Annotated in this window: 27 protein-coding genes; 15 read left to right on the top strand and 12 right to left on the bottom strand. The window is 49.3% G+C overall.

Annotated features, from left to right (window positions below):
* Positions 1–130 precede the first annotated feature (130 nt).
* The 3 genes from HNR50_RS10895 to HNR50_RS10885 are packed head-to-tail and all read left to right on the top strand — an operon-like array spanning position 131 to position 2,734.
* Positions 131–1,120, top strand: coding sequence for an ABC transporter ATP-binding protein (locus HNR50_RS10895; protein ID WP_184746796.1), 990 nt, complete (start codon positions 131–133; stop codon positions 1,118–1,120).
* Positions 1,117–1,932, top strand: coding sequence for an ABC transporter permease (locus HNR50_RS10890; RefSeq protein ID WP_184746795.1), 816 nt, complete (start codon positions 1,117–1,119; stop codon positions 1,930–1,932). The genes HNR50_RS10895 and HNR50_RS10890 overlap by 4 nt, the downstream gene beginning before the upstream one ends.
* 1 nt (position 1,933) lies before the next feature.
* Positions 1,934–2,734, top strand: a complete 801-nt coding sequence (locus HNR50_RS10885; protein ID WP_184746794.1) for an ABC transporter permease — start codon at positions 1,934–1,936, stop codon at positions 2,732–2,734.
* 6 nt (positions 2,735–2,740) lie between these two features.
* Here the strand turns inward: HNR50_RS10885 and HNR50_RS10880 are convergent, their stop codons facing one another.
* From HNR50_RS10880 to HNR50_RS10870, 3 genes are all read right to left on the bottom strand, one after another.
* A complete protein-coding gene (locus HNR50_RS10880; RefSeq protein WP_184746793.1) occupies positions 2,741–3,517 on the bottom strand; it encodes a 4Fe-4S binding protein in 777 nt (258 codons plus the stop codon).
* Complete coding sequence (locus HNR50_RS10875; RefSeq protein ID WP_184746792.1) at positions 3,514–4,305, bottom strand: SDR family NAD(P)-dependent oxidoreductase; 792 nt, start codon at positions 4,303–4,305, stop codon at positions 3,514–3,516. Before HNR50_RS10875 ends, HNR50_RS10880 begins: the two co-directional genes overlap by 4 nt.
* 100 nt (positions 4,306–4,405) lie before the next feature.
* Entirely contained in the window at positions 4,406–6,073 is a 1,668-nt protein-coding gene (locus HNR50_RS10870) for an alpha-glucosidase (protein WP_184746791.1), read from the bottom strand.
* Between the two features lie 119 nt (positions 6,074–6,192).
* Between HNR50_RS10870 and HNR50_RS10865 the strand changes: the two genes are divergently transcribed.
* The gene (locus tag HNR50_RS10865) at positions 6,193–7,680 is read left to right on the top strand and encodes a S10 family peptidase (RefSeq protein ID WP_184746790.1); all 1,488 of its coding nucleotides are present in this window, start codon (positions 6,193–6,195) and stop codon (positions 7,678–7,680) included.
* Positions 7,681–7,683: 3 nt separating this feature from the next.
* Here HNR50_RS10865 and HNR50_RS10860 read toward each other — a convergent pair whose 3' ends face one another.
* Both HNR50_RS10860 and HNR50_RS10855 read right to left on the bottom strand, forming a co-directional pair.
* Positions 7,684–9,105, bottom strand: coding sequence for an NAD-dependent epimerase/dehydratase family protein (locus HNR50_RS10860; RefSeq protein WP_184746789.1), 1,422 nt, complete (start codon positions 9,103–9,105; stop codon positions 7,684–7,686).
* Between the two features lie 158 nt (positions 9,106–9,263).
* Positions 9,264–10,199, bottom strand: a complete 936-nt coding sequence (locus tag HNR50_RS10855; protein ID WP_184746788.1) for a LuxR family transcriptional regulator — start codon at positions 10,197–10,199, stop codon at positions 9,264–9,266.
* A gap of 110 nt (positions 10,200–10,309) precedes the next feature.
* Between HNR50_RS10855 and HNR50_RS10850 the strand changes: the two genes are divergently transcribed.
* The 7 genes from HNR50_RS10850 to HNR50_RS10820 all read left to right on the top strand — a co-directional run bounded on the left by HNR50_RS10850 (position 10,310) and on the right by HNR50_RS10820 (position 16,287).
* Positions 10,310–10,873 (top strand): ECF-type riboflavin transporter substrate-binding protein, encoded by a 564-nt coding sequence (locus tag HNR50_RS10850; protein WP_184746787.1) that lies wholly within the window; start codon positions 10,310–10,312, stop codon positions 10,871–10,873.
* Positions 10,874–10,960: 87 nt separating this feature from the next.
* Positions 10,961–12,673 (top strand): ABC transporter ATP-binding protein, encoded by a 1,713-nt coding sequence (locus tag HNR50_RS10845; RefSeq protein ID WP_184746786.1) that lies wholly within the window; start codon positions 10,961–10,963, stop codon positions 12,671–12,673.
* Complete coding sequence (locus HNR50_RS10840; RefSeq protein WP_184746785.1) at positions 12,670–13,500, top strand: energy-coupling factor transporter transmembrane component T family protein; 831 nt, start codon at positions 12,670–12,672, stop codon at positions 13,498–13,500. The genes HNR50_RS10845 and HNR50_RS10840 overlap by 4 nt, the downstream gene beginning before the upstream one ends.
* Before the next feature lie 27 nt (positions 13,501–13,527).
* Positions 13,528–14,370, top strand: coding sequence for an SAM hydrolase/SAM-dependent halogenase family protein (locus HNR50_RS10835; protein WP_184746784.1), 843 nt, complete (start codon positions 13,528–13,530; stop codon positions 14,368–14,370).
* Complete coding sequence (locus HNR50_RS10830) at positions 14,367–15,215, top strand: SAM hydrolase/SAM-dependent halogenase family protein (protein WP_184746783.1); 849 nt, start codon at positions 14,367–14,369, stop codon at positions 15,213–15,215. The genes HNR50_RS10835 and HNR50_RS10830 overlap by 4 nt, the downstream gene beginning before the upstream one ends.
* A complete protein-coding gene (locus tag HNR50_RS10825) occupies positions 15,212–15,772 on the top strand; it encodes a GNAT family N-acetyltransferase (protein WP_184746782.1) in 561 nt (186 codons plus the stop codon). Before HNR50_RS10830 ends, HNR50_RS10825 begins: the two co-directional genes overlap by 4 nt.
* 35 nt (positions 15,773–15,807) lie before the next feature.
* Positions 15,808–16,287, top strand: coding sequence for a hypothetical protein (locus HNR50_RS10820; RefSeq protein ID WP_184746781.1), 480 nt, complete (start codon positions 15,808–15,810; stop codon positions 16,285–16,287).
* 28 nt (positions 16,288–16,315) lie between these two features.
* Here the strand turns inward: HNR50_RS10820 and HNR50_RS10815 are convergent, their stop codons facing one another.
* The gene (locus HNR50_RS10815) at positions 16,316–17,221 is read right to left on the bottom strand and encodes an ABC transporter permease subunit (protein ID WP_184746780.1); all 906 of its coding nucleotides are present in this window, start codon (positions 17,219–17,221) and stop codon (positions 16,316–16,318) included.
* Positions 17,214–18,143 carry an ABC transporter permease subunit gene (locus HNR50_RS10810; protein WP_184746779.1) on the bottom strand — a complete coding sequence of 310 codons (930 nt, stop codon included), beginning with the start codon at positions 18,141–18,143 and terminating at the stop codon, positions 17,214–17,216. Before HNR50_RS10810 ends, HNR50_RS10815 begins: the two co-directional genes overlap by 8 nt.
* 53 nt (positions 18,144–18,196) lie before the next feature.
* Here HNR50_RS10810 and HNR50_RS10805 point away from each other — a divergent pair, with 53 nt between their 5' ends.
* Together HNR50_RS10805 and HNR50_RS10800 are read left to right on the top strand one after the other, a co-directional pair.
* On the top strand, positions 18,197–20,023 hold the full coding sequence (locus HNR50_RS10805) for a C69 family dipeptidase (protein ID WP_184746778.1): 1,827 nt from the start codon (positions 18,197–18,199) through the stop codon (positions 20,021–20,023).
* 14 nt (positions 20,024–20,037) lie between these two features.
* Complete coding sequence (locus HNR50_RS10800) at positions 20,038–20,880, top strand: 2-oxo acid dehydrogenase subunit E2 (protein WP_184746777.1); 843 nt, start codon at positions 20,038–20,040, stop codon at positions 20,878–20,880.
* On the opposite strand, the gene HNR50_RS10795 is transcribed toward HNR50_RS10800, so the two are convergent.
* The 4 genes from HNR50_RS10795 to HNR50_RS10780 form a co-directional block, all read right to left on the bottom strand.
* Positions 20,877–21,224, bottom strand: coding sequence for a hypothetical protein (locus HNR50_RS10795; protein ID WP_184746776.1), 348 nt, complete (start codon positions 21,222–21,224; stop codon positions 20,877–20,879). The genes HNR50_RS10800 and HNR50_RS10795 overlap by 4 nt on opposite strands.
* A gap of 58 nt (positions 21,225–21,282) precedes the next feature.
* The gene (locus HNR50_RS10790) at positions 21,283–22,482 is read right to left on the bottom strand and encodes an alpha/beta hydrolase family protein (protein ID WP_184746775.1); all 1,200 of its coding nucleotides are present in this window, start codon (positions 22,480–22,482) and stop codon (positions 21,283–21,285) included.
* A gap of 1 nt (position 22,483) precedes the next feature.
* Positions 22,484–23,023, bottom strand: coding sequence for a helix-turn-helix transcriptional regulator (locus HNR50_RS10785; RefSeq protein ID WP_184746774.1), 540 nt, complete (start codon positions 23,021–23,023; stop codon positions 22,484–22,486).
* Between the two features lie 84 nt (positions 23,024–23,107).
* Positions 23,108–23,836, bottom strand: coding sequence for a metallophosphoesterase family protein (locus HNR50_RS10780; RefSeq protein ID WP_184746773.1), 729 nt, complete (start codon positions 23,834–23,836; stop codon positions 23,108–23,110).
* 46 nt (positions 23,837–23,882) lie between these two features.
* Here HNR50_RS10780 and HNR50_RS10775 point away from each other — a divergent pair, with 46 nt between their 5' ends.
* Together HNR50_RS10775 and trxB are read left to right on the top strand one after the other, a co-directional pair.
* A complete protein-coding gene (locus HNR50_RS10775) occupies positions 23,883–24,467 on the top strand; it encodes a hypothetical protein (RefSeq protein ID WP_184746772.1) in 585 nt (194 codons plus the stop codon).
* A 92-nt stretch (positions 24,468–24,559) separates the two neighbouring features.
* Positions 24,560–25,501 carry a thioredoxin-disulfide reductase gene (trxB, locus tag HNR50_RS10770; RefSeq protein ID WP_184746771.1) on the top strand — a complete coding sequence of 314 codons (942 nt, stop codon included), beginning with the start codon at positions 24,560–24,562 and terminating at the stop codon, positions 25,499–25,501.
* Here trxB and HNR50_RS10765 read toward each other — a convergent pair.
* On the bottom strand, positions 25,494–25,922 hold the full coding sequence (locus tag HNR50_RS10765; RefSeq protein WP_184746770.1) for a pyrimidine dimer DNA glycosylase/endonuclease V: 429 nt from the start codon (positions 25,920–25,922) through the stop codon (positions 25,494–25,496). The two genes, trxB and HNR50_RS10765, sit on opposite strands and share 8 nt — an antisense overlap.
* Positions 25,923–25,930 lie beyond the last annotated feature (8 nt).

Below are 25,930 nucleotides of genomic sequence, written 5' to 3'. Positions count from 1 at the left end.
CCTTGCGCCATTTTTCCTGTTCCTTTACAATTCTCCTCACCTCACTATCAGCGCAACCAATGTTTCCCCTCTGAGGATCAAGTTGCATCGTCTAAAGACTCGGGAAGCCATTCCCTTTTCAGGAGAGCGAATGCCTCAGATTGAAGTAACGAACCTGCGGAAGAGTTTTTTTATCAGCGAAAAATCAGAAGGGTTGAAAGGGGCTCTGAAAGGCCTTTTCTCAGGAAAGAAAAGGGAGATCCACGCTTTGAACGGTATCTCGTTCTCCATCGGGAAAGGAGAGATGATCGGCTATATCGGGCCGAACGGTGCCGGAAAGTCGACAACCATAAAAATCCTCTCGGGGATTCTGACTCCCGATTCGGGAAAATGCCTGATCGAAGGGAGGACTCCGTGGAAAGAAAGGGTCGCCCATGTTTCCGGCATAGGCGTCGTCTTCGGCCAGAGAACCCAATTGTGGTGGGATCTGGCTGTCGGAGAATCCTTCAAGCTGCTCAAAGCTGTTTACAGGATTCCCGATGAAACATACAACAGCAATGTTGCGGAACTGACGGAACTCCTTAAACTGGCCCCCCTGCTCTCCGTCCCCGTGAGGCAGCTGAGTCTGGGACAGAGAATGCGTTGCGAAATCGCCGCTTCCCTGCTCCACAGTCCGCCGATTCTTTTCCTCGATGAACCGACGATCGGCCTCGACGCCCTGTCCAAACTGGCGATAAGGGAATTTATCCGGCGGATCAACAGGGAAAGAGGGGTCACGGTTATCCTGACGACTCATGATATGGATGATATCGAAGCACTGTGCAGCCGTGTTCTTGTCATAGGAGAGGGAAAAATCTATCTCGACGGCACAATCGAAGATCTGAGGAGAAAACTGACAAACCGTCGACGGCTTCTCATAGAAACGGAAGAGAGCCGGAAGCTGAGCCACCACAAGGCGAAGGTCCTCTCCGTCAAAGGGAACCGGTGGGAACTGGAATTCGATCCCGAAAGCATATCCCCTGCCGAACTGGTCCGGGAGCTTATGGACAGCTATGCGGTAAAAGATATCTACCTGGAAAACGTACCGATCGACGAGATCATAGCCCAGCTGTACAAAGAGGTCGGAGAGGTTTCGCCATGAGTCCATACAGCGCGGTTTTAAAGGCCAATTTTCAGGTTCAGCTGCAGTACAGGGCCGCCGCCTGGGCCGGCATTGGAACCCAGTTGTTTTTCGGTTTTATCAAAGTGATGATTTTTACAGGGTTCTTTCAGTCTTCTGTCCGCCGGCAGCCCATGGATTTCAGTCAGGTCATCGACTATCTGTGGCTGGGACAGGCTCTTCTTCTGATTCTCCCCTTCCGCATCGACCGGGAACTCACCCAGCTGATCCGCACAGGGAATCTGGCCTACGAACTGAGCCGTCCCGTGGATCTTTATCTGTTCTGGTACTTCAGAGCTCTGGCTGTCCGGGCAGGCTCTGTTTTTCTGAGGGTTGCCCCTATGATTGCCCTGACAATGTTTGTCTTTCCCCGGATCGGGCTGGAAAACATCGCCCTCAAGCCGCCCGGTTCTCTTGAAGTCTTCCTTTTCTTCATGCTCTCCCTGAGCAGCGCCTTTTTTCTGGCGGCGGCGCTCTCCGTGCTGATGTCGGTTACCGCACTCTGGACGATTTCCGCTGAAGGCGTCGATCAGCTTCTGCCTTCCTTTGTCTGGATTTTTTCAGGAATCATCATCCCTCTTCCCTTTTTTCCCGAGAGCTTGCAGCTTGTCTTTCTTTTTCTCCCTTTCCGGGGGATGCTCGATATTCCTTTCAGGATTTATAATGGTGATCTGTCGGGTATGGCCGTCTTCAGCTCCCTGATGATTCAGCTTTTCTGGATTGCCGCGCTTGTCCTGCTCGGCAGGATTATGGTGAACAGAGGCTTAAAGCGCCTGATAATCCAGGGAGGCTGATATGAATTCCTTATATGTCTGGCGGCAATACGCAGCCCAGTCTCTCAAATCCCAGATGGAATACAGAAAATCTTTTCTCCTGCAGATGCTGGGACAACTTCTGATAATCGGTTCGGAATTTGCCGGTGTCTGGTCCCTCTTCCACCGTTTCGGAAATATTAAAGGATGGAGTCTGGGAGAAGCTTCCGTTTTTTACGGAATGATTTCCATAGGCTTCGCTATGAGCCAGATGATTTCAGGCGGTTTTGAAAGAGCGGGTCAGCTTATCCGGACGGGAGAACTGGACAGGATTCTCCTCCGCCCCCGTTCGACGGAACTCCAGCTTTTCGGTTTTGAGTTTTCTCTGAGACGGACCGGTCGGTTAATTGTCGGAACAGCGGTTCTCATTTACGGACTGAGTGAGCTCCAGTGGAATCCTTCTCTTCTGAAAATCATGATCCTGCTATGGGCTGTTTCAGGTTCCATGGCCCTTTTCTGCGGACTAATGATAATCCAGGCAGGGATTTCCATCTGGACTATTGAATCTCTGGAACTTATGAACACCCTGACCTACGGCGGGCAGGAGACCGGACGGTATCCCGTATCAATATACAGTGCGCCTTTCCGTTATTTCTTCACCTATATCGTACCACTTGCCGCGGTCAATTATTATCCGGTCCTGATTATAATTAATAAAGCTGATCCCGGGGGAAGCGCGGCTTCGACAGGATGGTTTTCACCTGCCGCGGGCTTTCTCTTTCTGGCCGGCGCACTGCTCTTCTGGAGATACGCTCTGAAATTCTACCGGTCCGCCGGCGGATGAGCTAAGTCAGAAGAAAAACTCAGGCTCCCTTCTCTCACGGAAATGATTGAACAGCTTTTCGGTTATAGCTTTCATTCCCGGATCGTGAAAAGCTCTGGCATGGACGCTGCAGATTTTAATACAGGCGCAGCACTTGATACATTTGTCTCCCTCTGTCAAGGCAGGGGACGATTTGTCGATAGCTCCCGTCGGACAGACCGCGACACAATCCAGGCAGAGCGTGCAGAGATTTTTATCTGTCACAGGATGAACGGAATTTTCAGGAGATCTTTCCCGGTAGGGGCGGTTTCCCGGAATATCCGGTTTCCCGGCCTCTCTGCCCTCAGCTAAAATATCCCTCAGTTTCACTCCGTAATCCCGGGCTTTTTCAAGATCCCAATGATCGGGCCGGCCCTCGGCGATGGGATAATTTTCCTCCGAATAGGAGTGCTCGCCGATAAATGCTGCTGCTGAAATGACGGAAAATCCCAGAGACTCGACGACATCGTTCAACTCCGCAAGGGCATCATCAAAAGCTCTGTTGCCATAGACGGCGATCACCACCGCCCGGGTTCCCTTCCCCCTCAGATTGTTCAGCCTGTTTAAAGCCGTGACGGGAATCCTGCCGCTGTATACGGGCAGGGCAAAGAGGACGATATCCTCTTCTTTGTAATCGCTGAAACTCTCTTCGTATGTCAGGTTCACCATGGAAGAGGGATCAGATCCCATTCCTTCAATAACCCCATTGAGTATTTTTTCCGACGTATGGGTCGGAGAAAAGAACACGCCGTTGATTCTCATCATATCGCCTCTCCTTCGAAAAGGCAGTTTTTCGGCCAGGGAATGGAACGCCGGTTTTTGAAGTATCCCCCCGTCACCTTTTCAACATCATCAGATTCCGCCAGATACACCATGGTAACGGCCCCTTTTCTGACTGAAAGCATCCCGGATTTTTCCACCAGCCCGATTAAAGCGGTCATGATCCGGCTTTCCGGCCAGATCCCCTTCCAGATATTGGAAATATAACTGCCGGGATGAAGAGCATTGACAGATATGCGGCGGTCGGACAGCCGGAGAGCCAGTTCCTGTGTGTAGAGATTCAGTGCCTGCTTCGAATCGCAATAAGCTTTAAAACCGGAAGAATTCTCCCTCTCCTTATTGCCGTAAGCCGATACGATGGAAGAGACATTAATAATCCTGCCGCCATCATTGATTACGGGAAGAAGAGCTTCAGTCAGATCTCTTGTCCCGTGATAATTGACGGCCCTTGTCAGCTCGACACCCTCCGCCGTGTAATGACGGCCGAGTTTGAGAATCCCCGCGTTGTTTATGAGAATATCCAGTTTTATACCCGAATCTTTTATCTTCGAGGCTAACTCATCTATAGAAACTGAATCGGATATATCGAGAGCATAGGGCTCGGGTCTGAACTTTTTGGTTTCTTTATCTATCAGGTCGGCAGCAGCTTCGGCTCTTTGAAGGGAACGGGTGGTTATATGGAGCTTATGCCCTCTCCGGGCCAGCTCAAGAGCCGCCTCAAAGCCGATGCCTCCGATCGTCGTTCCCGTAATGAGTATGTTTTGCGGTTTCATTATTCAATCCTTCATCCAAAAGGCGTTCCCGGGCGGCTTGAGCCGCTCTTTCCGGCCTATCCCTTTCATTATGTGTCACCGGTCAGGTAGCTGAATACGACTATATCCCATGTTTCTCCACGATGTAAATCCGTCCTTCATAAGGAGACAGGAGTGTTAAATTGCAATTTCCCGTTTTGCTGAATTCAGTAGAGAGAATCGGAATTTCCCTTTCTACCCCGGAAAGCGTTTGCGGATCAGGGGAAAAATTCATATACATTCTGAATTTTTTTTCCTTTCCGATTCTATCATAAACCAGCAGCGCAGAGCCGTTCTCCTGTTGAGGAAGGATCAAAGCCCCGGAACGAAGTCCCTCTTCTCCTCTGCGGAGCGAGAGGAGCCTTCTGTAAAAACCCAGAAGAGATTCGCTGTCATTTTGCTGAAGATCCCTATTGCAAATTCTGTAATCCTCATTGACCGGAAGCCATGTCTCACAGCCGGGAGGCGAAAACCCGCTGTTCGGACCGGAGTCCCACTGCATCGGCGTCCGGCAGCCGTCGCGGTTCATGGCACCCCGGGTCATGCGGTTGAAAAAATTGAAAAGGAAACCCGGCATCCATCGGTAGGCACGGGCGACAGGGTCCAGAGCGTCTTTATGGCCTATGGGAGACTGTTTCATGGCTATCTCCTCGCCCTGATAGGTTACGGGAATCCCTCTTGCCGTATGCTGAAGGAGAACCTGAAGGCGGAGGAGCCTCTCATTACCTTTATAGCGGGAAATACATCGCATACTGTCATGATTGGCGTATACCCATGTGGGGATCCACGGTTCCGGAAACGTCTCTTCCTGCTCCCGGATCAGCTTTCTCAAGGCAGAGGCTTTCAGGGGCGTCATCATGGTTTTGAAAAGGAAGGTGCTGTGCAGACCGTCCGGCTTCTCCCTACCCGTAAAATCCCTGAGGGCTTTAAGGGACCCGAAAGTTTCCCCAATGAGGAAACGCCCTTCGTACTCATCGAGAACCGATCTGAGCTCCCGGGCAAATTCAATCGTCTCAGGCAGATTTTCTATCATCTCCACCGAGCGGAAAAACTTGTCACCGCTCTCCGGTCCCGGCAGGAGCCGGAAAGAAAAGGGGTTGTCCCGGAACTGTTCATCCTCGTAGATAGCGCCGATGATATCGAGGCGGAAGCCGTCGACACCCTTGTCGAGCCAGAAACGGAGTATATTGAACATGGTTTCCTTAACTTCGTGATTGCGGTAATTCAGATCGGGCTGAAAGGGAAGAAAGGCAGCCCAGAACCACTGTCCGGTCTGTTTGCTGAAATGCCATCCGCTGCCTCCCACCTGGGAGAGCCAGTTGTTCGGCGGTTTTCCCGGACCTTTACCGTCATGCCAGACATACCAGTCCCGCTTGGGATTGTCTTTCGATGAAGCCGATTCGATAAACCAGGGGTGTTCGTCGCTCGTATGATTGAGAACCATATCGAACAGGATTTTCATGCCCCGCCTGTGGACTTCATCAATAAGCCGGTCGCAGTCTTCCATCGTTCCGTACTCGGGAGCAATAGCTTTATAATCGGAGATATCGTATCCGAAATCCTTCTGGGGGCTGGCAAAAAAAGGGGAAATCCAGATGGTTTCAAATCCCAGAGCCTTAATATAGTCGAGACGGGAGATAATTCCCGGCAGATCGCCGATCCCGTCTCCGTTACTGTCCTGAAACGAACGGGGATAAATCTGATAAACCGTAGTTTCTTTCCACCAGGGGCTGTCTGTTCCGTTTTTCATACAAAAACAGTGTAATCCCTTTTGCCCTCAATAGACAGCAAGTTTCTTTTCTTGCCTGATGCGGTGATCAGAGTTAGTTTAAAACATAAGCGTTAGTACAAAACAGAAAGGAGCAGTACATGTCTGAAGAACAGAAAACCCCCTCAACGAAAAACGATTACACAAAACCGGAAGGTTCCCGCAACCTTTTTTCATATAGATCCGACGGCAAAGCCTTTGATTACGAAGCGGAAGCCGACTGGATTGTCCTCAGAAAAGATGAAAAGCCGAAAGCGGAGATGTTTTATGTCCGCTATTTCCTCACTGAAGAGACCAAAACACCCCGTCCGGTGACTTTTGTTTTCAACGGGGGACCGGGCGCTTCTTCCGCCTACCTCCATATGGGTGCTATCGGCCCCCGGAGAATGGATTTTACGGAGGACGGTCTTCCCACAGCTCCGCCTTATGTCCTGAAAGATAACGGCGAAAGCTGGCTCGCTTTCTCTGACCTGGTCTTTATCGATCCCGTCGGAACCGGTTTCAGCCGGATGATCGATGAAAAAAAGGAAAAAGAAGAAGAGAAGGGAAAGAAAGATGTGGAGTACTGGCAGGTCAAGCGGGACCTGGAGTCTCTCGGAGAGTTCATGGCCAAATTCCTCTCGCAATTCAACCGCTGGGAGAGTCCCGTCTTCCTGGCGGGAGAGAGCTACGGGGGATTCCGGGTGGCCAAACTGGCAAAGATGGCACAGAAAGACTACGGTATCGGATTGGCGGGAGCTGTTCTGATTTCGCCGGCACTGGAATTCAGCCTGCTCAACAGTTCCGATTACGACGCCCTCCCCTGGGTCGATACATTCCCGACCATGGCCGAAGCTGCGGCGATACACGGCCTGTCGCGAAAAATTCAGAAAGGGGAAACCCATGAAGCCTATCGCGAACGGGCGGCTCAGTTTGCCTTGAAAGAATTGCTGCCCGTACTGGCAGCCGGAGAAATCTATCCGGAGGCAACCAGAAACAGAGTTCTTACAACGGCGGCCGATTATATCGGACTGCCCCGGGCCACGGTAAAAGCAAAAAGCGGACGGATATCCATCGAGTTCTTTGTGAAGAACCTGCTGAGAGAGAAGAAAAAGCTCCTGGGACTATACGATATCAGTCAGATCCAGGACGACCCCTTCCCGGACCGCGACGAGCTGGGCGGCCCTGACCCGACGCTCCACACCATTTCACGTGTTTTTACGGCGGGAATCAACAGCCAGCTGAGGGAACAGATCGGCTTGAAAACAGACAGAGACTACGAGCTTCTGAGCATGGAAGTGAATCAGAGCTGGAAAGACGATACAAGAAGCCACTCTCTCGACGGATTGACAGGAGCCACCGACGAACTTCGCTATGGAATGAGTCTTAACAGCCACATGGAAGTGTATATCACTCATGGTCTTTACGATCTGGTCACTCCCTATTTCTCTACGGACAGGCTGGCCGCTCTGATGAAGCTCACTGAAGATCAGAGGAAAAAACTGACTGTCAGGCACTACCCCGGGGGACATATGTTCTACGGCAGAGCTTCGAGCCGGATAGCTCTCTTTGAAGATATGAAAAACTTCTATAAGAGGGCTCTCGGATAGTTTCTACCGGTAAACCTGGGCAAAAAAGGGATTTGCAGCGGCTCTCCTGCTGTAATTCTCTGAGTCAAGATCGCAGCGGGGGCACCAGTGTCCCCCTCTCAAAACAGTAAAAGGAGAGGCGGAAAATTCTTCTCCGCAGGAGCACGTCCAGTCCAATGGCGAATAGATGTCTCCATGATGCATTCGGGGACTCAGACAGAGACCTCCGCGGAAAGCCGCTGCTATGCGGCAATCTTTCAGCTGGAGTTTTCTGTCTTCCTTCCCGGAATTATACCCCTGATCGATTTTTATCGGTTCAGGGTTCCGCAGCAACTGGAAATCGTCCCATTTCTCAGGCATCTTCTCCCACTGCTGGCGGCTTCCCCAGAAAGCTTCGATTCTGTCAGTCCGGTTTTTCCTGATCCAGTTGAGCGGCCCCTGTTCCTTCATGGCAAGGGGTTTCATAACCCAGTTCTTTATCAGTTCCGCCGGTATCAACCTGTTGAGTTTATAGATGGACGGAAGGGCATCCTTCAGTTTTTTAAAGAAAACGCCATATGGTGTTTGACGGAAGTGTAGCCACTTATCGAGGCGGTCCGAGTCGAGGTACCAGCATCCGTGAAAATTCCCCGAGGTAAAAAAACGCGGCGTCAGAATTTTGCGGAAGTCGGAAAAACCCATAGCCTGAAAGGCTTCGGCCATAAACTGGAAATTGGTTTTCCTGTACTCCTCGCCACCCCCGATATTATAGACCTGACGCCAGAAGGGATCGGGCAGATCCATAGTGCAGATATTGTTGAGTATCCGTCCCGAATCATCGGCGGAAGACCACTCCATATGATTGTTCAGCGGCTGGTGAAACATAATGGGATCCATGATTTTCAGAAGATCGCGATGGAGCATTCCCGACTGGCGCAGAACAACCCAGAACGGCAGTCCCGATTCCATAACCGCTCTTTCCGCCTTCACCTTGCTGGCCCCGTAGTAATCGAAACGGCTCACTTTGATAGGGTCTCCGGTCCGAACCCAGTGTATGGGAGGCATGCGGTCGCCCATGGACGCGACTGTACTGATATAGACAAGCTTTATCCGGTCGGAGTTATCCTGCTCCCCTATGGCCCGGATGATATTGAGTGTTCCCCCGAAGTTGACCCGTTCGGCCAGATCGGGAAAATGATCAGCTGCCGGGGGGATTATCGCCCCGACATGAAGAACATAATCCGATCCTCTGATGCCGCGGAGAACATCGTCATAATGAGTCAGGTCCCCTTCGATTATTTCCACATTTTCATAAGCTTTGTAGGGAGCCAGAATTGTCCGGCTTTTCCGGTCGCCCAGAGAGAGCAATTTCAATTTGACCGACTTGTTCTCTGCCAGGAGCTTCAATCCCTCGTAGCCCATATGGCCGGCGGCTCCCGTCATAAAAACGGTTTTTTCATACTTCATGTTTAAAACATAAGCCTCTGAGACTGTTTGATAAATCGTCTCAGGGAATGATTACCTTCATCCTGCAGCGGTATTTGATGCTAACCTTTTCGGGTGATAGGGATTCCGGATCGGAAGATGAATGTGAAACCAGGAAATAAATGCGCATCGCGGAATATTCAGTCCCTATGATGGCGGAGAAGATAGAGAAGCTGGAGCTTATTGGACACATCCAGTTTCCTGTAAATATTCCTCACATGGGTTTTTACGGTGTTGTAGGAAATGTAGAGGGTCTCGCCCATTTCCCGGTTTGACACCCCCTGAATCAACAGTTCAATGATCTCCTGTTCCCTTTCGCTTATGTTTTTTTCCCGGAAAAAGTCATTGAGGTCGAGAGGTTTCTCATCAGGCGCCGGTTCATAGCGCTGAAAGAAATGTCTTGAGATATAGAAATAAATCATAAGGGAAAAAATAGAATAGGAAAGATAAACCATTTTATAGGGCAGATTTCTGAAAAAGAGGATATCCACTGTAAAATAGACCGGCATGGGATAGAAGGAAATCATAATATCCGTCAGAAGGCGGCGATTATCTCTCTCGCTGCTTCGCTTGAGAAACACAGTGGCGACAATGGCCGGCAGAATCAGAAAAAGACTGCTGTAGAGAAAAAGCTCATTGAGTCCCCTCGTCAGGGCGCCTCTCCAGTTACTTCCGTTCAGATATATAATGATAAACAGGCTGATGAGAAAGAGAATGACAGAACAGATCCTGGTAATGGCTGTGCCGATTTTTCTTTCGCGGCTGCCTATTTCCAGCAGGGAAAGCATATAACTGGTCGTGCCGTAAATGACAAAGGGGATGAGAAAACTTATAAAGACCAGCGAGAAAAGAGAGAGCCCCTGAGTAGCCGATCCGAAAAAGAGATTGAGCTCCTCCCCGTACAAATAATAGATCAGAGTCACCAGCAAATAGAGAAATAAAGGAGCCAGAAGGCTGAAAAAGCGGAAGATGACTCTATCCCGCGTTCTGAAATAGAGAATGGAGCAAAGCACTGTCAAAGAAAAAATCAGAGAAAAGTGGAAGATGAGCATAAGTTCGCTTAGAATGTAACCCATGAGAGAATTTTAGCATTTCTGTGCCTAAATAACCAGTTGTTTAGAATCTATGTTACAGGGTGTGAAAATTACTTGACAGAAATACATATGTATTTAACTATATTTTAATTATGTATAAAGGAAGGTACAGCGTGTTCAAATTCAACACTCGGACTCTGGTAGCGACAGCTATCGGCGCGGCATTATTTACGGTTCTTTTCATGTATGTGAAAATCCCCTCTCCCGTGGCAAACACAGAATTCCATACGGCCTATGCCATCGGAAGTTTCTTTGCCGTGGTTTTCGGGCCCATTTCGGGATTTCTCATAGCCTTTATCGGTCATGCGCTCAGTGATACGTTTCTCTGGGGATCAGCCTGGTGGAGCTGGGTCATCGCCAGCGGCGTCGCGGGATTTCTTTTCGGAATGGCTAAAAAATGGATCGACAGCGAATCGGGAGTATTCGGACTGAAGGAAATTCTTATCTTTAATGCTGTACAGGCTGTTTCTCACCTTATTGCCTGGGTCATTGTCGCTCCTCTTCTGGATATCCTGATCTATTCCGAGCCGGTGAATCTGGTGTTCGCACAGGGTTTTGTCGCTTTTATCAGCAGCGCCATCGCAACCGGTGTATTCGGAACTCTCCTTCTGCTGGCCTACTCCAAAACCAGAACGAAAGAAGGAAGCCTCGAATAGGGCATTTCAAAATAAATCCGCAAGGGATGCGCCGCATCCCTTGTTTTTTATATACATCCTAAAAATCAGATTTATTCAGAGTTGACAATGAAACAGGAACCGGCAGTCGGGTTCAGTGATTTTACCTTCAAGTATTTCGCCCAATCCAAACCGACTTTAAAAAATATCAATCTTACCATTAATAAAGGCGAAAAGATCCTCATTATCGGACCGAGCGGCAGTGGAAAAAGCACCCTGGGAAACTGTATTAACGGACTCATTCCCCATTCCTATAAAGGAAAGATAGAGGGGTCGCTCCAGGTAGCCGGTAAAAATCCGTCAGCTGTTAAAATTTCCGATTTATCCAAATCCATCGGAACCGTGCTGCAGGATACGGACGGCCAGTTCGTCGGGCTTTCGGTCGTGGAGGATATTGTCTTCGCCCTGGAAAATGATCTGGTCCCTACACCGGAATTAAGGCGGAGGGCCGCGGAAGTCGCAGAACTGGTAGGTCTCGGCAGCGTTCTGAAGAATTCACCCCAGGAAGTCTCGGGAGGCCAGAAGCAGCGGACCTCGCTGGGAGGTGTTCTGGTTGACGATGTAGATATCCTGCTCTTTGACGAGCCGCTCGCGAACCTCGATCCGGCAACAGGAAAAAAAGCCATGGAGCTGATCGATGATATTCACAGAAAATCGGGGAAAACCGTTATCATCATAGAGCACAGGATCGAAGATGTTCTTCACAGAAATGTGGATCGCATAGTGCTGATGCATGAGGGAGAAATCGTCGCCGATATGGCTCCACACGACATGATTGCCTCCGATCTCTTTTTCCGGTACGGCATACGGGAACCGCTCTATGTGACTCTTCTCAAATACGCCGGAATAAAAATCACTCCGGAGATGAATCCCGCCTATATGAGCAGCATCGATATCGATTCCCATAAAGAAGAGATTCTACGCTGGTACAGAGCCGAGGAAATTGATCTTCCCGAAGCGAAGGGAGAGGAAACTCTGGGAGTTAAGGACCTCACCTTCGCCTATACGAGCCGGAAAATCCTGAAGGATATCAATTTCAGTATAAAAAAAGGGGAAATGCTGGCCATTGTAGGCCGTAACGGTGCGGGAAAATCCACATTGTCCAAACTGATCTGCGGCTTTGAAAAAGGTCATAGCGGGGAAATTCTTTTCAATGGAGAAAACGCCGGAAATCGGAGTATCGCCGAAAGAGCCACCGTCGTAGGCTACGTGATGCAGAATCCCAACCATATGATTACGGAACACCGGATTTTCGATGAAATAGCCCTCGGCCTCAGGCTCAGGGGAATCGGAGATGAGGAAATTGCGGAACGGGTTGAAAAAACCATGAGAATCTGCGGCCTCGAGCGCTTTATGAAGTGGCCGATCAGCGCCCTCAGCTACGGTCAGAAAAAAAGGGTTACCATCGCCTCCATCCTGGTTCTGGAACCGGAAATTCTCATTCTCGATGAACCGACGGCCGGACAGGACTACCGTCATTACACGGAGATAATGGAATTCCTGAAGGAACTGAACAGAAAACTGGGAATAACCATCATCCTCATAACCCACGACATGCACCTTATGATGGAGTACACCAAACGCTCCATCGTGCTCAGCGAAGGGGAACTGATAGCCGATACGGACTCGAGCGATGTGCTCACCAATGTGGATATCGTCGAAAAAGGATCGCTCAAGGAAACATCGATCTATCATATCGCCCGGCATATAGGCATTGATAACCCCAAATCCCTGGTTGACAGGTTTATAAGCCATGAAACGGCTTTGCGGAGGGATAAATGAAAAAGCTGTTCAATTACAACGAGGCGGATTCTTTTGTTCACAATCTCTCCGGTGTGAGTAAGCTCATCGGATTTCTGGCCATGACATTTACTGTCATGCTCACCTTCGACGTAAGAGTCATAGGTGTCGTAATGGTTCTGGCTGTCCTCACCTTCCGGGTATCGGGTATAAAACTCCGCGATCTGAAAGTCGTGCTCTATTACATATCTTTCTTCGTTACGCTGAACTTTATCATGACCTTCATCTTCGATCCCCGCTACGGTGTCCGGCTCTACGGAACAGAGCATGTTCTGTTCACCATTACCGAAAGGTACACCATGACAGAGGAACAGCTTTTCTATCAGCTGACAAAGATCTCCAAATACGCCGCGACGATACCCTTCGGATTGCTGTTTTTCCTGACCACCCACCCCAGCGAGTTCGCCGCCAGTATGAACCGCATCGGCCTCCACTACAAGGTCGCCTATACGGTGAGCCTGACATTGCGCTATCTGCCGGATATCTATTCGGAGTACCAGATCATATCCAAAGCGCAGCAGGCGAGAGGTCTGGAGATGTCGAAGAAACAGAAATTCGGCAAAAGAATCAAAGAGTATTTCAAGATGATTTTCCCCCTGATTATGTCCTCCCTGGACCGGATAAACAACATATCCGATGCCATGGATCTGAGGGGATTCGCCAAGCACAACAAGCGGACCTGGTATCATACGAGAAAGCTCAGCCGCAACGATATAATGGTCATTATTTTTACCGTAACGATATTCGCCGGATCCGTCGCCGTGACGATCTTCATTAATCACGGACGTTTCTGGAATCCATTCATTTAAATAAGTAAATCGGATAAGGAGTATTGAATGAATAACTTACTGGTTTTGCAGAGTGATTTCGGCCTGAACGACGGCGCCGTCAGCGCCATGTACGGTGTTGCGAAAGGAGTCTCCAAAGATCTGGAGATTCACGATCTGACTCATGGCATAACTCCCTTTCAGATACTGGAAGGTTCATACAGGCTTTTTCAGACAGTGCAGTTCTGGCCGGAAGGCACTGTATTTGTCTCAGTCGTCGACCCGGGTGTAGGCACGACGAGAAAATCCGTTGTCGCAAAAACCACGACCGGCCATTATATCGTCACTCCCGATAACGGGACCCTGACACATATGAAACAGAAATTCGGAATCGAATCATTGAGAGAAATCGACGAATCGGTCAACAGGCTCAAAGGTTCGGAAAATTCCCACACTTTCCACGGACGGGATGTCTACGCCTACACGGGAGCCAGACTGGCTTCCGGCGTTATAGACTACGAAGGCGTCGGTCCGGAATTGAACGTTGATGACATTATCGAGATGGATATCGAGCAGGCCCTTATTTCAGAAGGCCGGATAGACGGAACGGTTGAAGTCCTGGATATACGTTTCGGCCATCTCTGGACCAATATCAACGGAGAAATGCTCGATGAAGCCGGTTTCAAACTCAACGACGAGCTTGAAGTTCTTGTCACCTATAAAGGGGAAAGACGATACCGGAGCATCGTTCCCTATGTTCGTTCTTTCGGCAATGTGGGTATGCTCGAGCCGCTTATTTATGTAAACTCCATGCTTATGGCCGCAGTGGCTCTCCACCAGGGGGACTTCTCCGCCACCTATAAAATCGGGGCCGGCCCCGAATGGAAAATAACTTTAAGGAAAATAAAATGAAAGATAAACTGATAGTATTTCAGAGTGATTTCGGGATTCTCGAGGGAACCGTTTCGCAGATGCACGGCATTTCGGCAAAAGTCGACCCTTCGCTGCGCATGTTCGATCTCACCCATATGATTCCCCAATTCAACACATGGGAAGCCTCTTATTCTCTCTACCAGACCTGCCACGCCTGGCCGGAAGAAACCGTATTTGTTTCGGTTATCGATCCCGGCGTCGGTTCGGGAAGAAAGAGCGTCGTGGCGAAAACAGCCGACGGGCACTATATAGTCACCCCGGACAACGGGTCTCTGACACATTTGAAAAAGCATGTCGGCATTGTCGCCGTAAGGGAAATAGATGAAAGCGTCAACCGCGTAAAGGGAAGCGAAAAATCCCATGTCTTTCACGGAAGAGATGTCTATGCCTACACGGGAGCCCGCCTGGCCTCGGGAGTGATCGATTTTGAAGGAGTCGGGCCCGAATTCCCGGTTGAAGAGATTGTCATGCATGAAATCATCGACCCGGAACTGAAGGGAGATGTTCTGACCGGAGTCCTCGATATAGAAGATCCCCACTTCGGAATGGTCTGGACCAATATCCCCATTGATTTCTTCGAAAGGATGGGCATTCAGTTCGGCGACAAAGTGGAAACGGAAATAACCTGCAAAGGCGAGAGCCGGTATAATACCGTTCTCCCCTACTGCCGCACCTTCTCCGATGTGGAAAAAGACAGCGAGCTGATCTATAACAATGAAATCGGGAACTTCGCCATCGCCACCAATCTGGGAAGCTTTGTTGAAAAGTTCTCCATTGGTACGGGTAACGACTGGAAAGTTACCTTTAAAAAGGCCTTAAGATGATTCCTCCTGAGACGCTTCGCAATATCCCGGTGCTGACTGACGACAGATTCATTATGAGATCAGTCCGCCTTTCCGATGCACCGGATATGTTCGAATACGGAAGCGATGAAGAAGTGGTAAAAAATCTTCCCTGGGGACCCTACCGGTCCCTGGAGGAAGTTGAGTCCGGTATTGAGGAGTTCTTTCTGAAACGTCCGGAAAAGGGGCTTCCTCCGGCTTACGCTATTGTGTGGAAGGAAAACGGAAAGATGATCGGTACCTGTGATTTCCATTCCGTCGATCAGGAAAACAATACCGGTGGAATCGGGTTCGTTCTGAACCGCGATTACTGGAATCGCGGAATCATGACACGGGCTTCGGAACTGCTTATTGAGATGGGACGCAGTCATTTCAATTTCAAGGGAATAACCCTGGATCACACCCCGGATAATGAAGCGGCCCGCCGGGTTGCGGAAAAACTCGGATTCACAGAAAAAGGGATGAGAATACACAATTATATGACGGGACAGAAGCCCCGGAACATGGTTCACTGGGAAAAAGATTTTATTAGATCTTAATATTTCCCCTATTGTTCATGTGCTATAGTGGAAATATGAAAAAAGTCATTCTTCTATTCCTATTAGCGGTTATGGCACTGTCCATGGCTGCAGCGGAAGCTCCTGTTCTCTTTATATATGAGGAGAGCAACGAAAATATCGATCCCTGGCTGGAAATGCTTCGCTCCGGTCTGGCATCCCGATCCATAGCCTATGAAGAGAAGTCCGCCGCGGAACTGGAAGGCCTCGACCTCTCCCCGTACAGCAGCCTATTTCTCTATGGAGCCGTAATGGCCTTTACATTTAAGGAGCCCATAAGAGACTGGCTCGATACGGAACCGGATCTGTCGGAAAAAAAAGTATCCTTGCTGGTTACAGCGAACCGGTGGTTTCTCGACAAGTACAGGGGACAGCTGCAGCAGCGCCTCGATAAACATGGAGCTGAGACAATCGATACCATTTCATCAGCGACGAAAAATCTGAGTGATGATGAGAAGGCGGCATTGGCCTTGAAAGCCCTATCGGCTATCCCTTGAGTGTTTCAGAGGCTCTTTTCACATAATCCTAAACATGCGGCGCATTCCCGTACTTCCTGTGAAAATACTTCTCCAATCCTCTTGAAAAGAGATATAAAGCCACGAGAACAAGAAAATAGGCCCCCAGGGGAAAAAGGATCAGCCAGTTTGAAGTGCTTGAGATATACCCCTTGTAGTTGCCGATCAAGCCGGCCCATTCGTGGGACATAGAGAGAAAGATGACGGGGTCGAACTGTATTCTCGCACCGCCGATAAACATATTAAGAATTCCCAGCTGTCCGATAATGGTCAGAACCGAAATGGTTTCATGGGAAAAGATGATGAGAATCGGTTCAATCAGAAAGGGGAGAATATGTTTGAAAAGGATGCGGACCGGACCCGCTCCCGACGAAACAGCCGCTTCCACATAGGACTTCTCTCTCTGGTCGGCAACTTTTTCCTCCAGAACGCCGATAACCCCCGGAAGACCGAAAAGCATGATGACGATCCCCTGGAATATGGCGAGAATCCAGGGGGGAACCGGAGAGTTATAGCTTACCCCTGCAAACAGCAGATAGAGAAAAATAACAATCGGCACCGCTGCCAGCCCACCCAGGACCGGACTGCTTTTTATTTCCCGGGAGCGCCAGCCGAGGAAAAGCGCCGCTACGGTTCCGAGAACCACCCGGACGAGCGAAACGGCGAGACAGAAAAAGAGCGTATATCTTGCCCCTCTGAGAATCATGGAAAACATATCGTATCCGTAGAAGTCAGTTCCCATCAGATGCCCTTCCGAGGGAGGAAAAGGCGATGCGGAAGTCTCCTGCTCGGAAGTGTGGATCTTATCATCCCAGTCATCGGGATAGGGGGCTATGGAAGGACCGGCGATGGCCGCCAGAATGAGGAAAATAAGTGTCGTCATTCCCAGAATCAGGGTTTTGTTGAGTTTATTCACCGGAAGCCGCCTTAAGAAGGATTCTCAGGATTCCGTAGAGTATCCAGTAAACCGTAAAATATACGGCGATCAGTGCTATGAGAGAGATCAGTGCGACGTTAATCTGAGTAGAGATGAGAGCCGTAAACCGCCCTTTCCCCGCAGCGCCCGTATACTGCCAGCCCACAGAGTAGGCGAAAGTGAAGAAGAGCCTGGATATACCGGGAATATTAAAGATCCTTTCGATAATGAAAAGATTGGAAATGATCAGCGTAAGATATTTTTTCAGATCGCTCCGAAGATTTTTAACCACGGAGGGAAAGATGTGGCGGATGTAGATATTCCTTCTGTCGATCCCCTTTGCTTTGGCAAAGAGAACAAAATCTTCCCCCAGTTCTTTATAGGAATGGCTGTATATGCTTCTGGTAAGATAAAACCCTGCCGTCACGGCCATTGTGATGATAGGGAGAAGGATTGCTTTTCTGTCGCTTCCCGTCGAAGCGATCCTGACGAGGTTCAGTCCTGTCAGACCGGTCAGTTTTATAACGAGAAGCTGGAGAATCGTGGCTATCATAAAGTCGGGAACGAGACTGATGAATCCCGCAGTTTCGATCAGCCGGGCTTTATTCGACCGCAGGAGGAACATCCCCATAAACAACCCCAGAAAAAGGCTGACGATGGAACCGAAAAGGGCATAGTAGAAAGTCGTATAGGTATAGGCGGGCAGGGATTCAAGAAGATTGCGCATATATCTGCCGCTTCTGTAAATGAAAAAATCTCCCGAAACAAGGGAATTCCCCAATACAATAAACTGACGGCGGACTGACATGAAATCCAGTCTGAGCCCCTCTTCCGTCGGCACGAGAACGGTCGGGAGAATGACGAGGACAGTCAGAACGGCTAATGTAAGAAGAACAGCCCATACAAACTTTATCAGTTTCATATTTAAGCAAAGTAGTACATAATACTAAAAGTTGTCAAAGGATATTTGAGCATATGCAGAGAATCATTAATTTCACAGCCTTTTTATTTCTATTTACTGTCTCCCCGCTACTAACAGCCAATACCAGCATTATTGTCACCGCCGGAGCATCGGCAGACGGATCGGTCATGGTCTCCTACAGCCGGGACAGCAATCTCAACGGCGGTTATATGGCCTTTTCACCGGGAGAGCAGAACGCCCCCGGGACAGTAGAAACTCTACGGAGCAACTGGGAGGAGAAACAGGTCACGGCGGAAGTGGATCTCTCGGGAATAAATTACAGAATTACCGGTCATATGAATGAAAAGCAGCTGGTTATCGGGGACTCTTCCTTTACCCCCATGCTCGGCGATGCCGCTTTTTTCTACGATGGAAAAATGGATACAGGCCTGCTGACCACCTTAACTCTGAAGAAGGCCGCCACGGCCAGGGAAGCCATTAAGCTCATTGGTTCCCTTACGGAAGAATACGGATTTTACGGACCGGGCAAAAGCTTTTCCATTGCCGACAAAGAGGAAGCCTGGATCATGGAGATGATAAGCAAAGGTCCGAGGGGGACGGGATCTGTCTGGGTCGCGATGAGAATTCCCGATGGATATGTGAGCGGTCATGCCGATTCGAGCCGCATTACGACTTTTCCTCTCGACGATAGTGAAAACTGCCTCTATTCGGAAGATGTCATTACTTTCGCCAGAAAAAACGGACTCTGGGACGGTGATGATAAAGATTTCAGCTTTGCCGACGTATACACGGTTATGAATAAAACAGATATCCGCCAGTCCGAAGGACGGCTCTGGAATATATTCCGTAAAGTGAATGTCGACGCCGGAGACTGGAAGGATTATATTTCCGGCGATGTGAAAAGGCATTTTCCGGCAAGGGGAACGGCAAACGGCGTTATATCGAACCGCCTTCCCCTCTGGTTCAAAGCGGACGCTCCCCTCACCTCTTCCGATCTGATGGATCTGATGAGGGATCATTTCGAAGATACCGATATGAACATGGCCAAAGGGATCTGGGCGGGAGCATTCAGCTATCCCTACCGGCTGCGCCCCGATAATGGAACAGCCAGAGAATACTACTACAGCCATGACCGCCCTGTATCGGTGCAGTATACGGGTTATTCCTTTATATCCCAGTCGCGGAGAAATATTCCCGATTCAATCGGAGGGATCAACTGGTTCGGTGTCGACGATACCTACATGACAGTATACCTGCCGGTTTACAGCGGTGTGTCATCCGTACCGTCCTGTCTGAGAGAGGAGAACAACCACCCGACTGAGGTCTCAGACAATTCAGCCTACTGGCTTTTCAATATGGTTTCCAATTTCTCGGCTCTCCGCTATAAGGCGATGATCATCGACATAAGGAAAGTGCAGAGGGAACTGGAAGATCTCTTCAAAGACCGTCAGAAAATGATGGAGGAAGAGGCTGAGCGAATGGTTGGGGAAGAGAACAGTGATATTGCAGACTTTCTGACCGCCCGATCGGAAGAGATGGGAAATATCATGATGAACCGCTGGCTCGAACTGTTTCATTTCCTACTCATAAAACACAAGGACGGGGAGATGCGGACCGAGCATAACGGCGTTTTTGACACTGTGGCCCGCGGAATGGCCTCCTCCGTACTGAATTTCTACGGCTACCCGGCCGACTGGGCCCAGGCCATGATTGACAAGGACAATCCGCCCGATCTGAAAGCTATTTACAGCGATGATGAGCTGATGGAAATGTTTGCGAAGAATAATCGCCGCTCCATCGTGGTGATCGCCCTGCTGGCAGTAATAGCGGTTCTGACATCGGCTCTGATTGTTCTGATTACAAAAACAAGAAATAATTAATAAGGATCTTTCTCATGTTTTACAGACGTAAAGACGGACAACTCATCGACAAAGAGATCCCTATCTTCAACAGGATGATCCCCTATCTGATGAGAGGCCGCAATGAGTCGATGATTACTCTCAGGGAATCTCTGATAATGACCGGCACGCTGAAATATATCAGCGAAAACCGTGACGGGAATGGACAGAAGCGCTACAACTATTTCGAGATTCTCATTGCCGCCGTCATGAAGACGATTAATGAATTCCCCCATATGAACCGCTTTATCATGGGCGGACATTACTATCAGCGGAATGAAATGAGCTGCGCTTTTGTCATTAAGACCAGATTTTCCGTTGAAGATCCCGAGAGGAATGTCATTGTCAAATTTTCTCCCGGAGATTCACTGGATATGATCTCCGAAAGGATAAAGAAAGCCGTAGAATACAGCAAAACAGCCGAGGAGGATGAACAGGACAAGGCGATGGACCTTCTGTTTAAACTCCCCACAGGAATAGTTAATATTGTGACGGGAGCCGTCAAGTGGATGGACAGAAGAGGCTGGCTGCCTCTTTCTATGACTGACATCGACGCTCTTCATGTCTCTGTGTTTATAGCCAATCTGGGAAGCATCGGTATAAATGACGCTCCGGCCCATCATCTCTTCGAGTGGGGTAACTGTTCGCTGTTTATCACAACCAGCCGCATCAGAAAGGAACAGGTTGCCGACAGGATGGGCAATCTCTCCGTTCAGGATGTGATGAATGTCTGCTTTTCCATAGACGAGCGGATATCCGAAGGGTATTATTATTCCCGCGTGGTTAAACGGTTCCGCCAGCTGGTGGAGAATCCGTCGCTTCTGGAAGAGGGACTTTAAAGAGTCCCTTTTCTTTTTTTGACCGCCCTGATGATTAGAACGACCAGAGTCATGATCCATCCGGCCGGATAGGGAATGATCAGGAATATCATCCACCAGGGAAGAATGGAATCGTCTCCTCCGAATCCTCCCAGCCATGAGAAAAGGAACATGAGAAATACACCTGCGAATATCATGATCATGGCAATGAGAAACTGCTTCCTGAAGGGATCACCGGTCAACCGGGCACTGATAAAAACAAGAATGGAGCCCGCCAGAATAACCACCGATCCTTCGAGAGGATCTACGGCGCCGATAATCAGCGCGACAGTTCCTACTATAAACATAATCTTTTTCCAGTTCATTGTTTTCTCCTTCTCCGCAATACCAATATAAGCTCACGAATAGGAGAAATCAAATCATTTACTCACCGGAAAAAGAGGACTGTATTCCGCCGTCTTTTAGCAGGTAATCAAAAAAATCCAGTACAGCCCTGTTCATCTCTTTTGACATGGATATAGGGTCAACGCTTCCCAGCATGGGTGTGAATTTGACAATGGGCGGCATAAAATTGAAGTCGGAGAAATTGTAATGGGCCGCGCCAATAAACGTTTTTGTAAAAACCGGTTGTTCCGATTCGGACACATAATATCTGTTGGTACCGGTCATATCGATTTTTCCGGCGCCCGGAAGCGAGGTCTCCGTACTGGAAAAATAGGCAAAAGGACCGGCAGGTACGGGATTTCTGTCATCGAATGTGATGACCGGCGCGTCCAGGTCTATCCCTCCGAGAATCGGACTGTTTTCTTCACTGCATATATAGGCGGTTGTGATTCCGCCGAGCGAATGGCCGAACATACCGATCTTTTCCAGATCCATCTGCTGTGCCCCTGGAAAAGCATTTTCGGTTCTCAGCTGTTCCAGACTGCCGATCAGAAGATTAAAATCACCTATCCTTGTATCCAGATAACCCTCCAGATCTCTGTAGAACGTATCTCCCAGTTCTCTGTAGAGTTTCCGCTTAACTTCTGCTGACTCATTCCCCTTCAGCCGTTCCAGCCTGCCGGCGTAAGCCCGGATCTCATCTTTAGGAGTTTTCATGGATTTTTTAATAATGGAGGGGTCACCAAGAGGTACTGCTGAACCGTCAGGCATAATCGATAACACAGCCTCTTCTATATGAGAAACGGCCAGAACGATATATCCATGGGAAACCAGTTCCTCTAATGTGGAGAGGTTCTGCGTACTGTAGGAAAACCCGCCGTGAGAAAAGAGGACCACAGGGAAAGAACCTTCGGCCGCCGGAACATCAATCAGGGAATGGGAAGGCGCTTCATCTGTCCCGAATGAGGGAAAACCGTAGAGTTCCGCAAAGGCTTTGGCTATACGGCTGTCCATAGCCGGCAGATATTCTCCATCAGCGTCATCTGCAGCGGGATAAAAGACTCTTACGGGGATGATTCTGCTCTCCCCGTCTCCGCCGCCGACCGTAAACAGATGAGTTCCGATTTTCATTGATCCTGTCGGCTCGGCGAAATCCGGCTGTCTCAGCAGCGGTATGATCAGCACGACGGCTGCGGCTATAAACACAACAAGAATGATTAATCCTATTCTCAGTATCATATTATTCTCCTTTTTCTCCTTCGAGGAAACGGCTGAACCACTCTTCCATAAAGGAGCTGTGGTCAATACCGAAATCGAGAGTGCGCATCTGATATTCAGCAACTTCCCGGAACCTGTCGGGAATATCTTTTCCTTCATAGTCTTTTTTCAAAGCTTCCAGGACTTTTTTTGTCTGTTCTATTTCCTCAAGGTATGACTCGATTATCCTCTTCCGGCTCTCCCGTTCCAGCAATCCGAAAAAGAAAATATGCACCAGAGAGCTTTCCCTGATCTTTACCGGTTCCATTTCCTTATCGAGCCAGAGTGAAAACACTTTCCTGCCTTCCTCTTCGATGGAATAGACCTTGCGGGACCGCCCCTGTTTAATTTCCTCACGGATGGAAACCAGCCCTTTCTTTTCCATTTTGACCAGAGCCGGATGAATACTTCCGAAACTGGTTGTATAAAAATGATTGATGCTCCTGTCCATGGCCTTTTTCAGATCGTATGCGGTCTGCTCATCTTTCAGAGTCAGTATTCCCAGAATGATTTTATCAAGCACTAAATACCTCTATTAGATATATTTCTACTCGAAATATACAAAAAGAAATAAAAACCGTCAACTCCAGGATAAGGTGATTGAAGATTATAAGCCCTTTTCCACGCGGGAAAGAAGAAAATCTGATGCGCCGATCTCCTGCATTTTCCTCTGATAAGCAGCTACATCGTATTCGGAACGGTAAAAAGTGATCTGTTTCGCTCTTGTATCGAGGACAGCCCAGGGGGCACGGGGATCGCCATCTCTCGGCTGGCCGGCGCTGCCGGGATTGATAAGGATTTTTTTTCCCCTGAAGGAAAGGACCTCTCCCGATGAGGGTCTCAGCCAGAGTATCTCCCCTCTGTCATACAGAAAACAGCCCTGGCGGTGAGTATGTCCGTATAAAAGGCCATGACCTTTGAGAAGACGGAAGTTTTGCAGAGCATCATCGGCGTTCAGGATATAATCCGACGAGGGATTGATAAGACTGCCGTGGACAAGGGTATAACCCTTACGGCGTTTTTTTAAGGGGCTGTGCTTCATGACTTCCCGGAACTCCTTCCCGACCCGGGGATTGGTTAAAATAAGAGCCCTTGCCGCTTCAGCGGAAAAGAAATCGCTACTCATTCTTCCGCCGAAATAAAGGTCGTGGTTTCCAGGAACAATAAGGGCTTTTCTTTTTTTTAGCATGCTGTAACAGATCTCCGGTTCCGGCCCGTAACCGGCCAGATCACCAAGAAACCAGATTTCCCGGCACTCCCGTGCTTCCGGCTCAACCAGTACCGCTTCAAGTGCTTCGCTGTTTCCGTGGACATCCGATAATAATAGAACTTTCAAAAAAAACTCCCCTGTACTATAAATATAGTATAAATCAGGTGGTTCTATGAGACAGCGTTTAGAAAAAATTATCAATGATATAAATGAGCATTTCTCGTCGGCCTGGATCCTTCTTTCCGATACGACAATCTGGCTGTCCAATCATCCCAAACTGTTTCCCCACTACGAAACGTCTCTGAGAGAATGGCGGCGGCTTCTCGAAACCAACCGCGGCGATATGCAGGTTATCAGCGAGGTCCGGAAAGAACTGGCTGAACTGAGAAAAGCGCTCCGTCTGCAGGGGTATAATCTGAAACTCGGTTCGCTGGACCTCAAACTGGAGGGCTTCCGAAATGACGACTGTCTCTCCCGGGGATTCAGCCGCTGCGTCATCTATATTATGGTCGATGGCGATGTCCTGTATACGACGGGAACCGCCAATCACCTCGATCTCGATGAAACCATCGATGCCCGCCTCAATGCCATGGGCTACCGACCCGTGCTGATGAAACACTATCTGTGGTACAAATGGGTTAACAGGGTCCTGATTCTTTCGGGAAGCGCGACGGAGACCGTCGAGGATTTTGAAGAACTGAAGCAATATGTGGCTGAGAACAAGGCTCATCTGTTGAAAAAGCTCTCCAAGCTGTAGTATATTGAATTGCTATATATATTTTTTAATATATAGTTGCTTATTCGATAAAAATTCATTATTTTAGTGTCTGTAATAGGAGAACTCATTGTATGAAAGACATAATTATCATCGGATCGGGACCGGCCGGCCACACAGCATCCATATATTCAGCGAGAGCCGGATTGAGCACTCTGCTTTTCGAAGGATGGATGGCAGGCGGCGTCGCCCCCGGCGGACAGCTGACGACCACCAATGAAATCGAAAACTTTCCCGGATTCCCCGATGTCATAACCGGCCCCCAGCTTATGGCCGATATGAAAAAACAGGCCGAAGGTCAGGGAGTCGAGTTCCTGATGGAAACTGTCGAATCTGTTGATTTTTCCAGCAGACCTTTTAAAGTAAAGACATCTTCCCGCGAAGAGGAAGCCCAGGCGGTTATCATCGCTACCGGGGCCACGGCAAAGAGAATGCACGTTCCCCACGAAGAGGACTTCTGGCAGAAAGGGATTTCCGCCTGCGCGGTCTGCGACGGCGCCCTCCCTATTTTCCGGAATCAGCCGCTGGTGGTAATCGGAGGGGGAGATACGGCCATGGAAGAAGCCATGCACCTCTCCAAATTCGGTTCCAAAGTTTACATCGTCCATAGAAGAGATGAGCTGAGAGCCTCTCAGGCCATGCAGGACAGAGTTCTGGCCAATGAAAAGATCGAAGTGCTCTGGAGCACGGTCCTCGTCGATGTGGGCGGAGAGAATACACTCGATCATGTTATTCTGAAAAACGTAAAAACCGGCGAGGAATTCAAACAGGAGGCGAAAGGGCTCTTTTATGCCATCGGACACAAACCCAATACGGATTTCCTCGGGGGTGTAATCGATACCGATGAAGACGGTTACATCGTCACCGAAAAAGGGACGACGAAAACCAGTATCCCCGGCGTTTTCGCGGCCGGAGATGTTCAGGACAAAGTATACCGTCAGGCTATTACATCAGCGGGTACGGGCTGTATGGCCGCACTGGACGCGGAAAAATTCATCGGGGAAAATCCTATGTGATTTCCCAGTCCTCCACATCGCCGGGCACGACAGTGAACAGAGGATGAACAGGAGGAATCTCTAAAGAGAGTATTTTTTCCAGAGCTGAAGGGTCCCGTGCCTTCAGCTTTTTTTTCAGGTGTTCCATTTCATAGGCCACCTGCCCTTCCGTGACATTGATTTTGACACCCAGCCGGTCGGGAAGGATTTTCGTTCTGTCGAAGCGGTAGCCCCGGCGGTCCGCTTCGTCGCATACCACGCTAAGATATTCGGCGATGGAGCCGGGGGGATCGGCAGTCCCGCGGAAACGGATGAGCTGGGGATGATTTCTGTATCCTTTCGTCTGCCCCGCTAATACTTTCTGAGCCAGAAGCGCTTCGCGCCAAAGGGCTACGATTCCTTTGGAGTCGAGGTACCGGGGATCGAGTGACCATAGTCTCATGAGTCAAT

Origin of the sequence: Spirochaeta isovalerica, assembly GCF_014207565.1 — a bacterium.
GTDB lineage: Bacteria > Spirochaetota > Spirochaetia > DSM-2461 > DSM-2461 > Spirochaeta_F > Spirochaeta_F isovalerica.
This window is presented reverse-complemented; position numbering and strand designations above follow the sequence as displayed.

Bases quoted from the DNA above. Each gene is read 5' to 3' on its own strand.
- HNR50_RS10895 (WP_184746796.1), top strand. From the start codon at position 131: ATGCCTCAGATTGAAGTAACGAACCTGCGGAAGAGTTTTTTTATCAGC.
- HNR50_RS10890 (WP_184746795.1), top strand. From the start codon at position 1,117: ATGAGTCCATACAGCGCGGTTTTAAAGGCCAATTTTCAGGTTCAGCTG.
- HNR50_RS10885 (WP_184746794.1), top strand. From the start codon at position 1,934: ATGAATTCCTTATATGTCTGGCGGCAATACGCAGCCCAGTCTCTCAAA.
- HNR50_RS10880 (WP_184746793.1), bottom strand. From the start codon at position 3,517: ATGATGAGAATCAACGGCGTGTTCTTTTCTCCGACCCATACGTCGGAA.
- HNR50_RS10875 (WP_184746792.1), bottom strand. From the start codon at position 4,305: ATGAAACCGCAAAACATACTCATTACGGGAACGACGATCGGAGGCATC.
- HNR50_RS10870 (WP_184746791.1), bottom strand. From the start codon at position 6,073: ATGAAAAACGGAACAGACAGCCCCTGGTGGAAAGAAACTACGGTTTAT.
- HNR50_RS10865 (WP_184746790.1), top strand. From the start codon at position 6,193: ATGTCTGAAGAACAGAAAACCCCCTCAACGAAAAACGATTACACAAAA.
- HNR50_RS10860 (WP_184746789.1), bottom strand. From the start codon at position 9,105: ATGAAGTATGAAAAAACCGTTTTTATGACGGGAGCCGCCGGCCATATG.
- HNR50_RS10855 (WP_184746788.1), bottom strand. From the start codon at position 10,199: ATGGGTTACATTCTAAGCGAACTTATGCTCATCTTCCACTTTTCTCTG.
- HNR50_RS10850 (WP_184746787.1), top strand. From the start codon at position 10,310: ATGTATAAAGGAAGGTACAGCGTGTTCAAATTCAACACTCGGACTCTG.
- HNR50_RS10845 (WP_184746786.1), top strand. From the start codon at position 10,961: ATGAAACAGGAACCGGCAGTCGGGTTCAGTGATTTTACCTTCAAGTAT.
- HNR50_RS10840 (WP_184746785.1), top strand. From the start codon at position 12,670: ATGAAAAAGCTGTTCAATTACAACGAGGCGGATTCTTTTGTTCACAAT.
- HNR50_RS10835 (WP_184746784.1), top strand. From the start codon at position 13,528: ATGAATAACTTACTGGTTTTGCAGAGTGATTTCGGCCTGAACGACGGC.
- HNR50_RS10830 (WP_184746783.1), top strand. From the start codon at position 14,367: ATGAAAGATAAACTGATAGTATTTCAGAGTGATTTCGGGATTCTCGAG.
- HNR50_RS10825 (WP_184746782.1), top strand. From the start codon at position 15,212: ATGATTCCTCCTGAGACGCTTCGCAATATCCCGGTGCTGACTGACGAC.
- HNR50_RS10820 (WP_184746781.1), top strand. From the start codon at position 15,808: ATGAAAAAAGTCATTCTTCTATTCCTATTAGCGGTTATGGCACTGTCC.
- HNR50_RS10810 (WP_184746779.1), bottom strand. From the start codon at position 18,143: ATGAAACTGATAAAGTTTGTATGGGCTGTTCTTCTTACATTAGCCGTT.
- HNR50_RS10805 (WP_184746778.1), top strand. From the start codon at position 18,197: ATGCAGAGAATCATTAATTTCACAGCCTTTTTATTTCTATTTACTGTC.
- HNR50_RS10800 (WP_184746777.1), top strand. From the start codon at position 20,038: ATGTTTTACAGACGTAAAGACGGACAACTCATCGACAAAGAGATCCCT.
- HNR50_RS10795 (WP_184746776.1), bottom strand. From the start codon at position 21,224: ATGAACTGGAAAAAGATTATGTTTATAGTAGGAACTGTCGCGCTGATT.
- HNR50_RS10790 (WP_184746775.1), bottom strand. From the start codon at position 22,482: ATGATACTGAGAATAGGATTAATCATTCTTGTTGTGTTTATAGCCGCA.
- HNR50_RS10775 (WP_184746772.1), top strand. From the start codon at position 23,883: ATGAGACAGCGTTTAGAAAAAATTATCAATGATATAAATGAGCATTTC.
- trxB (WP_184746771.1), top strand. From the start codon at position 24,560: ATGAAAGACATAATTATCATCGGATCGGGACCGGCCGGCCACACAGCA.
- HNR50_RS10765 (WP_184746770.1), bottom strand. From the start codon at position 25,922: ATGAGACTATGGTCACTCGATCCCCGGTACCTCGACTCCAAAGGAATC.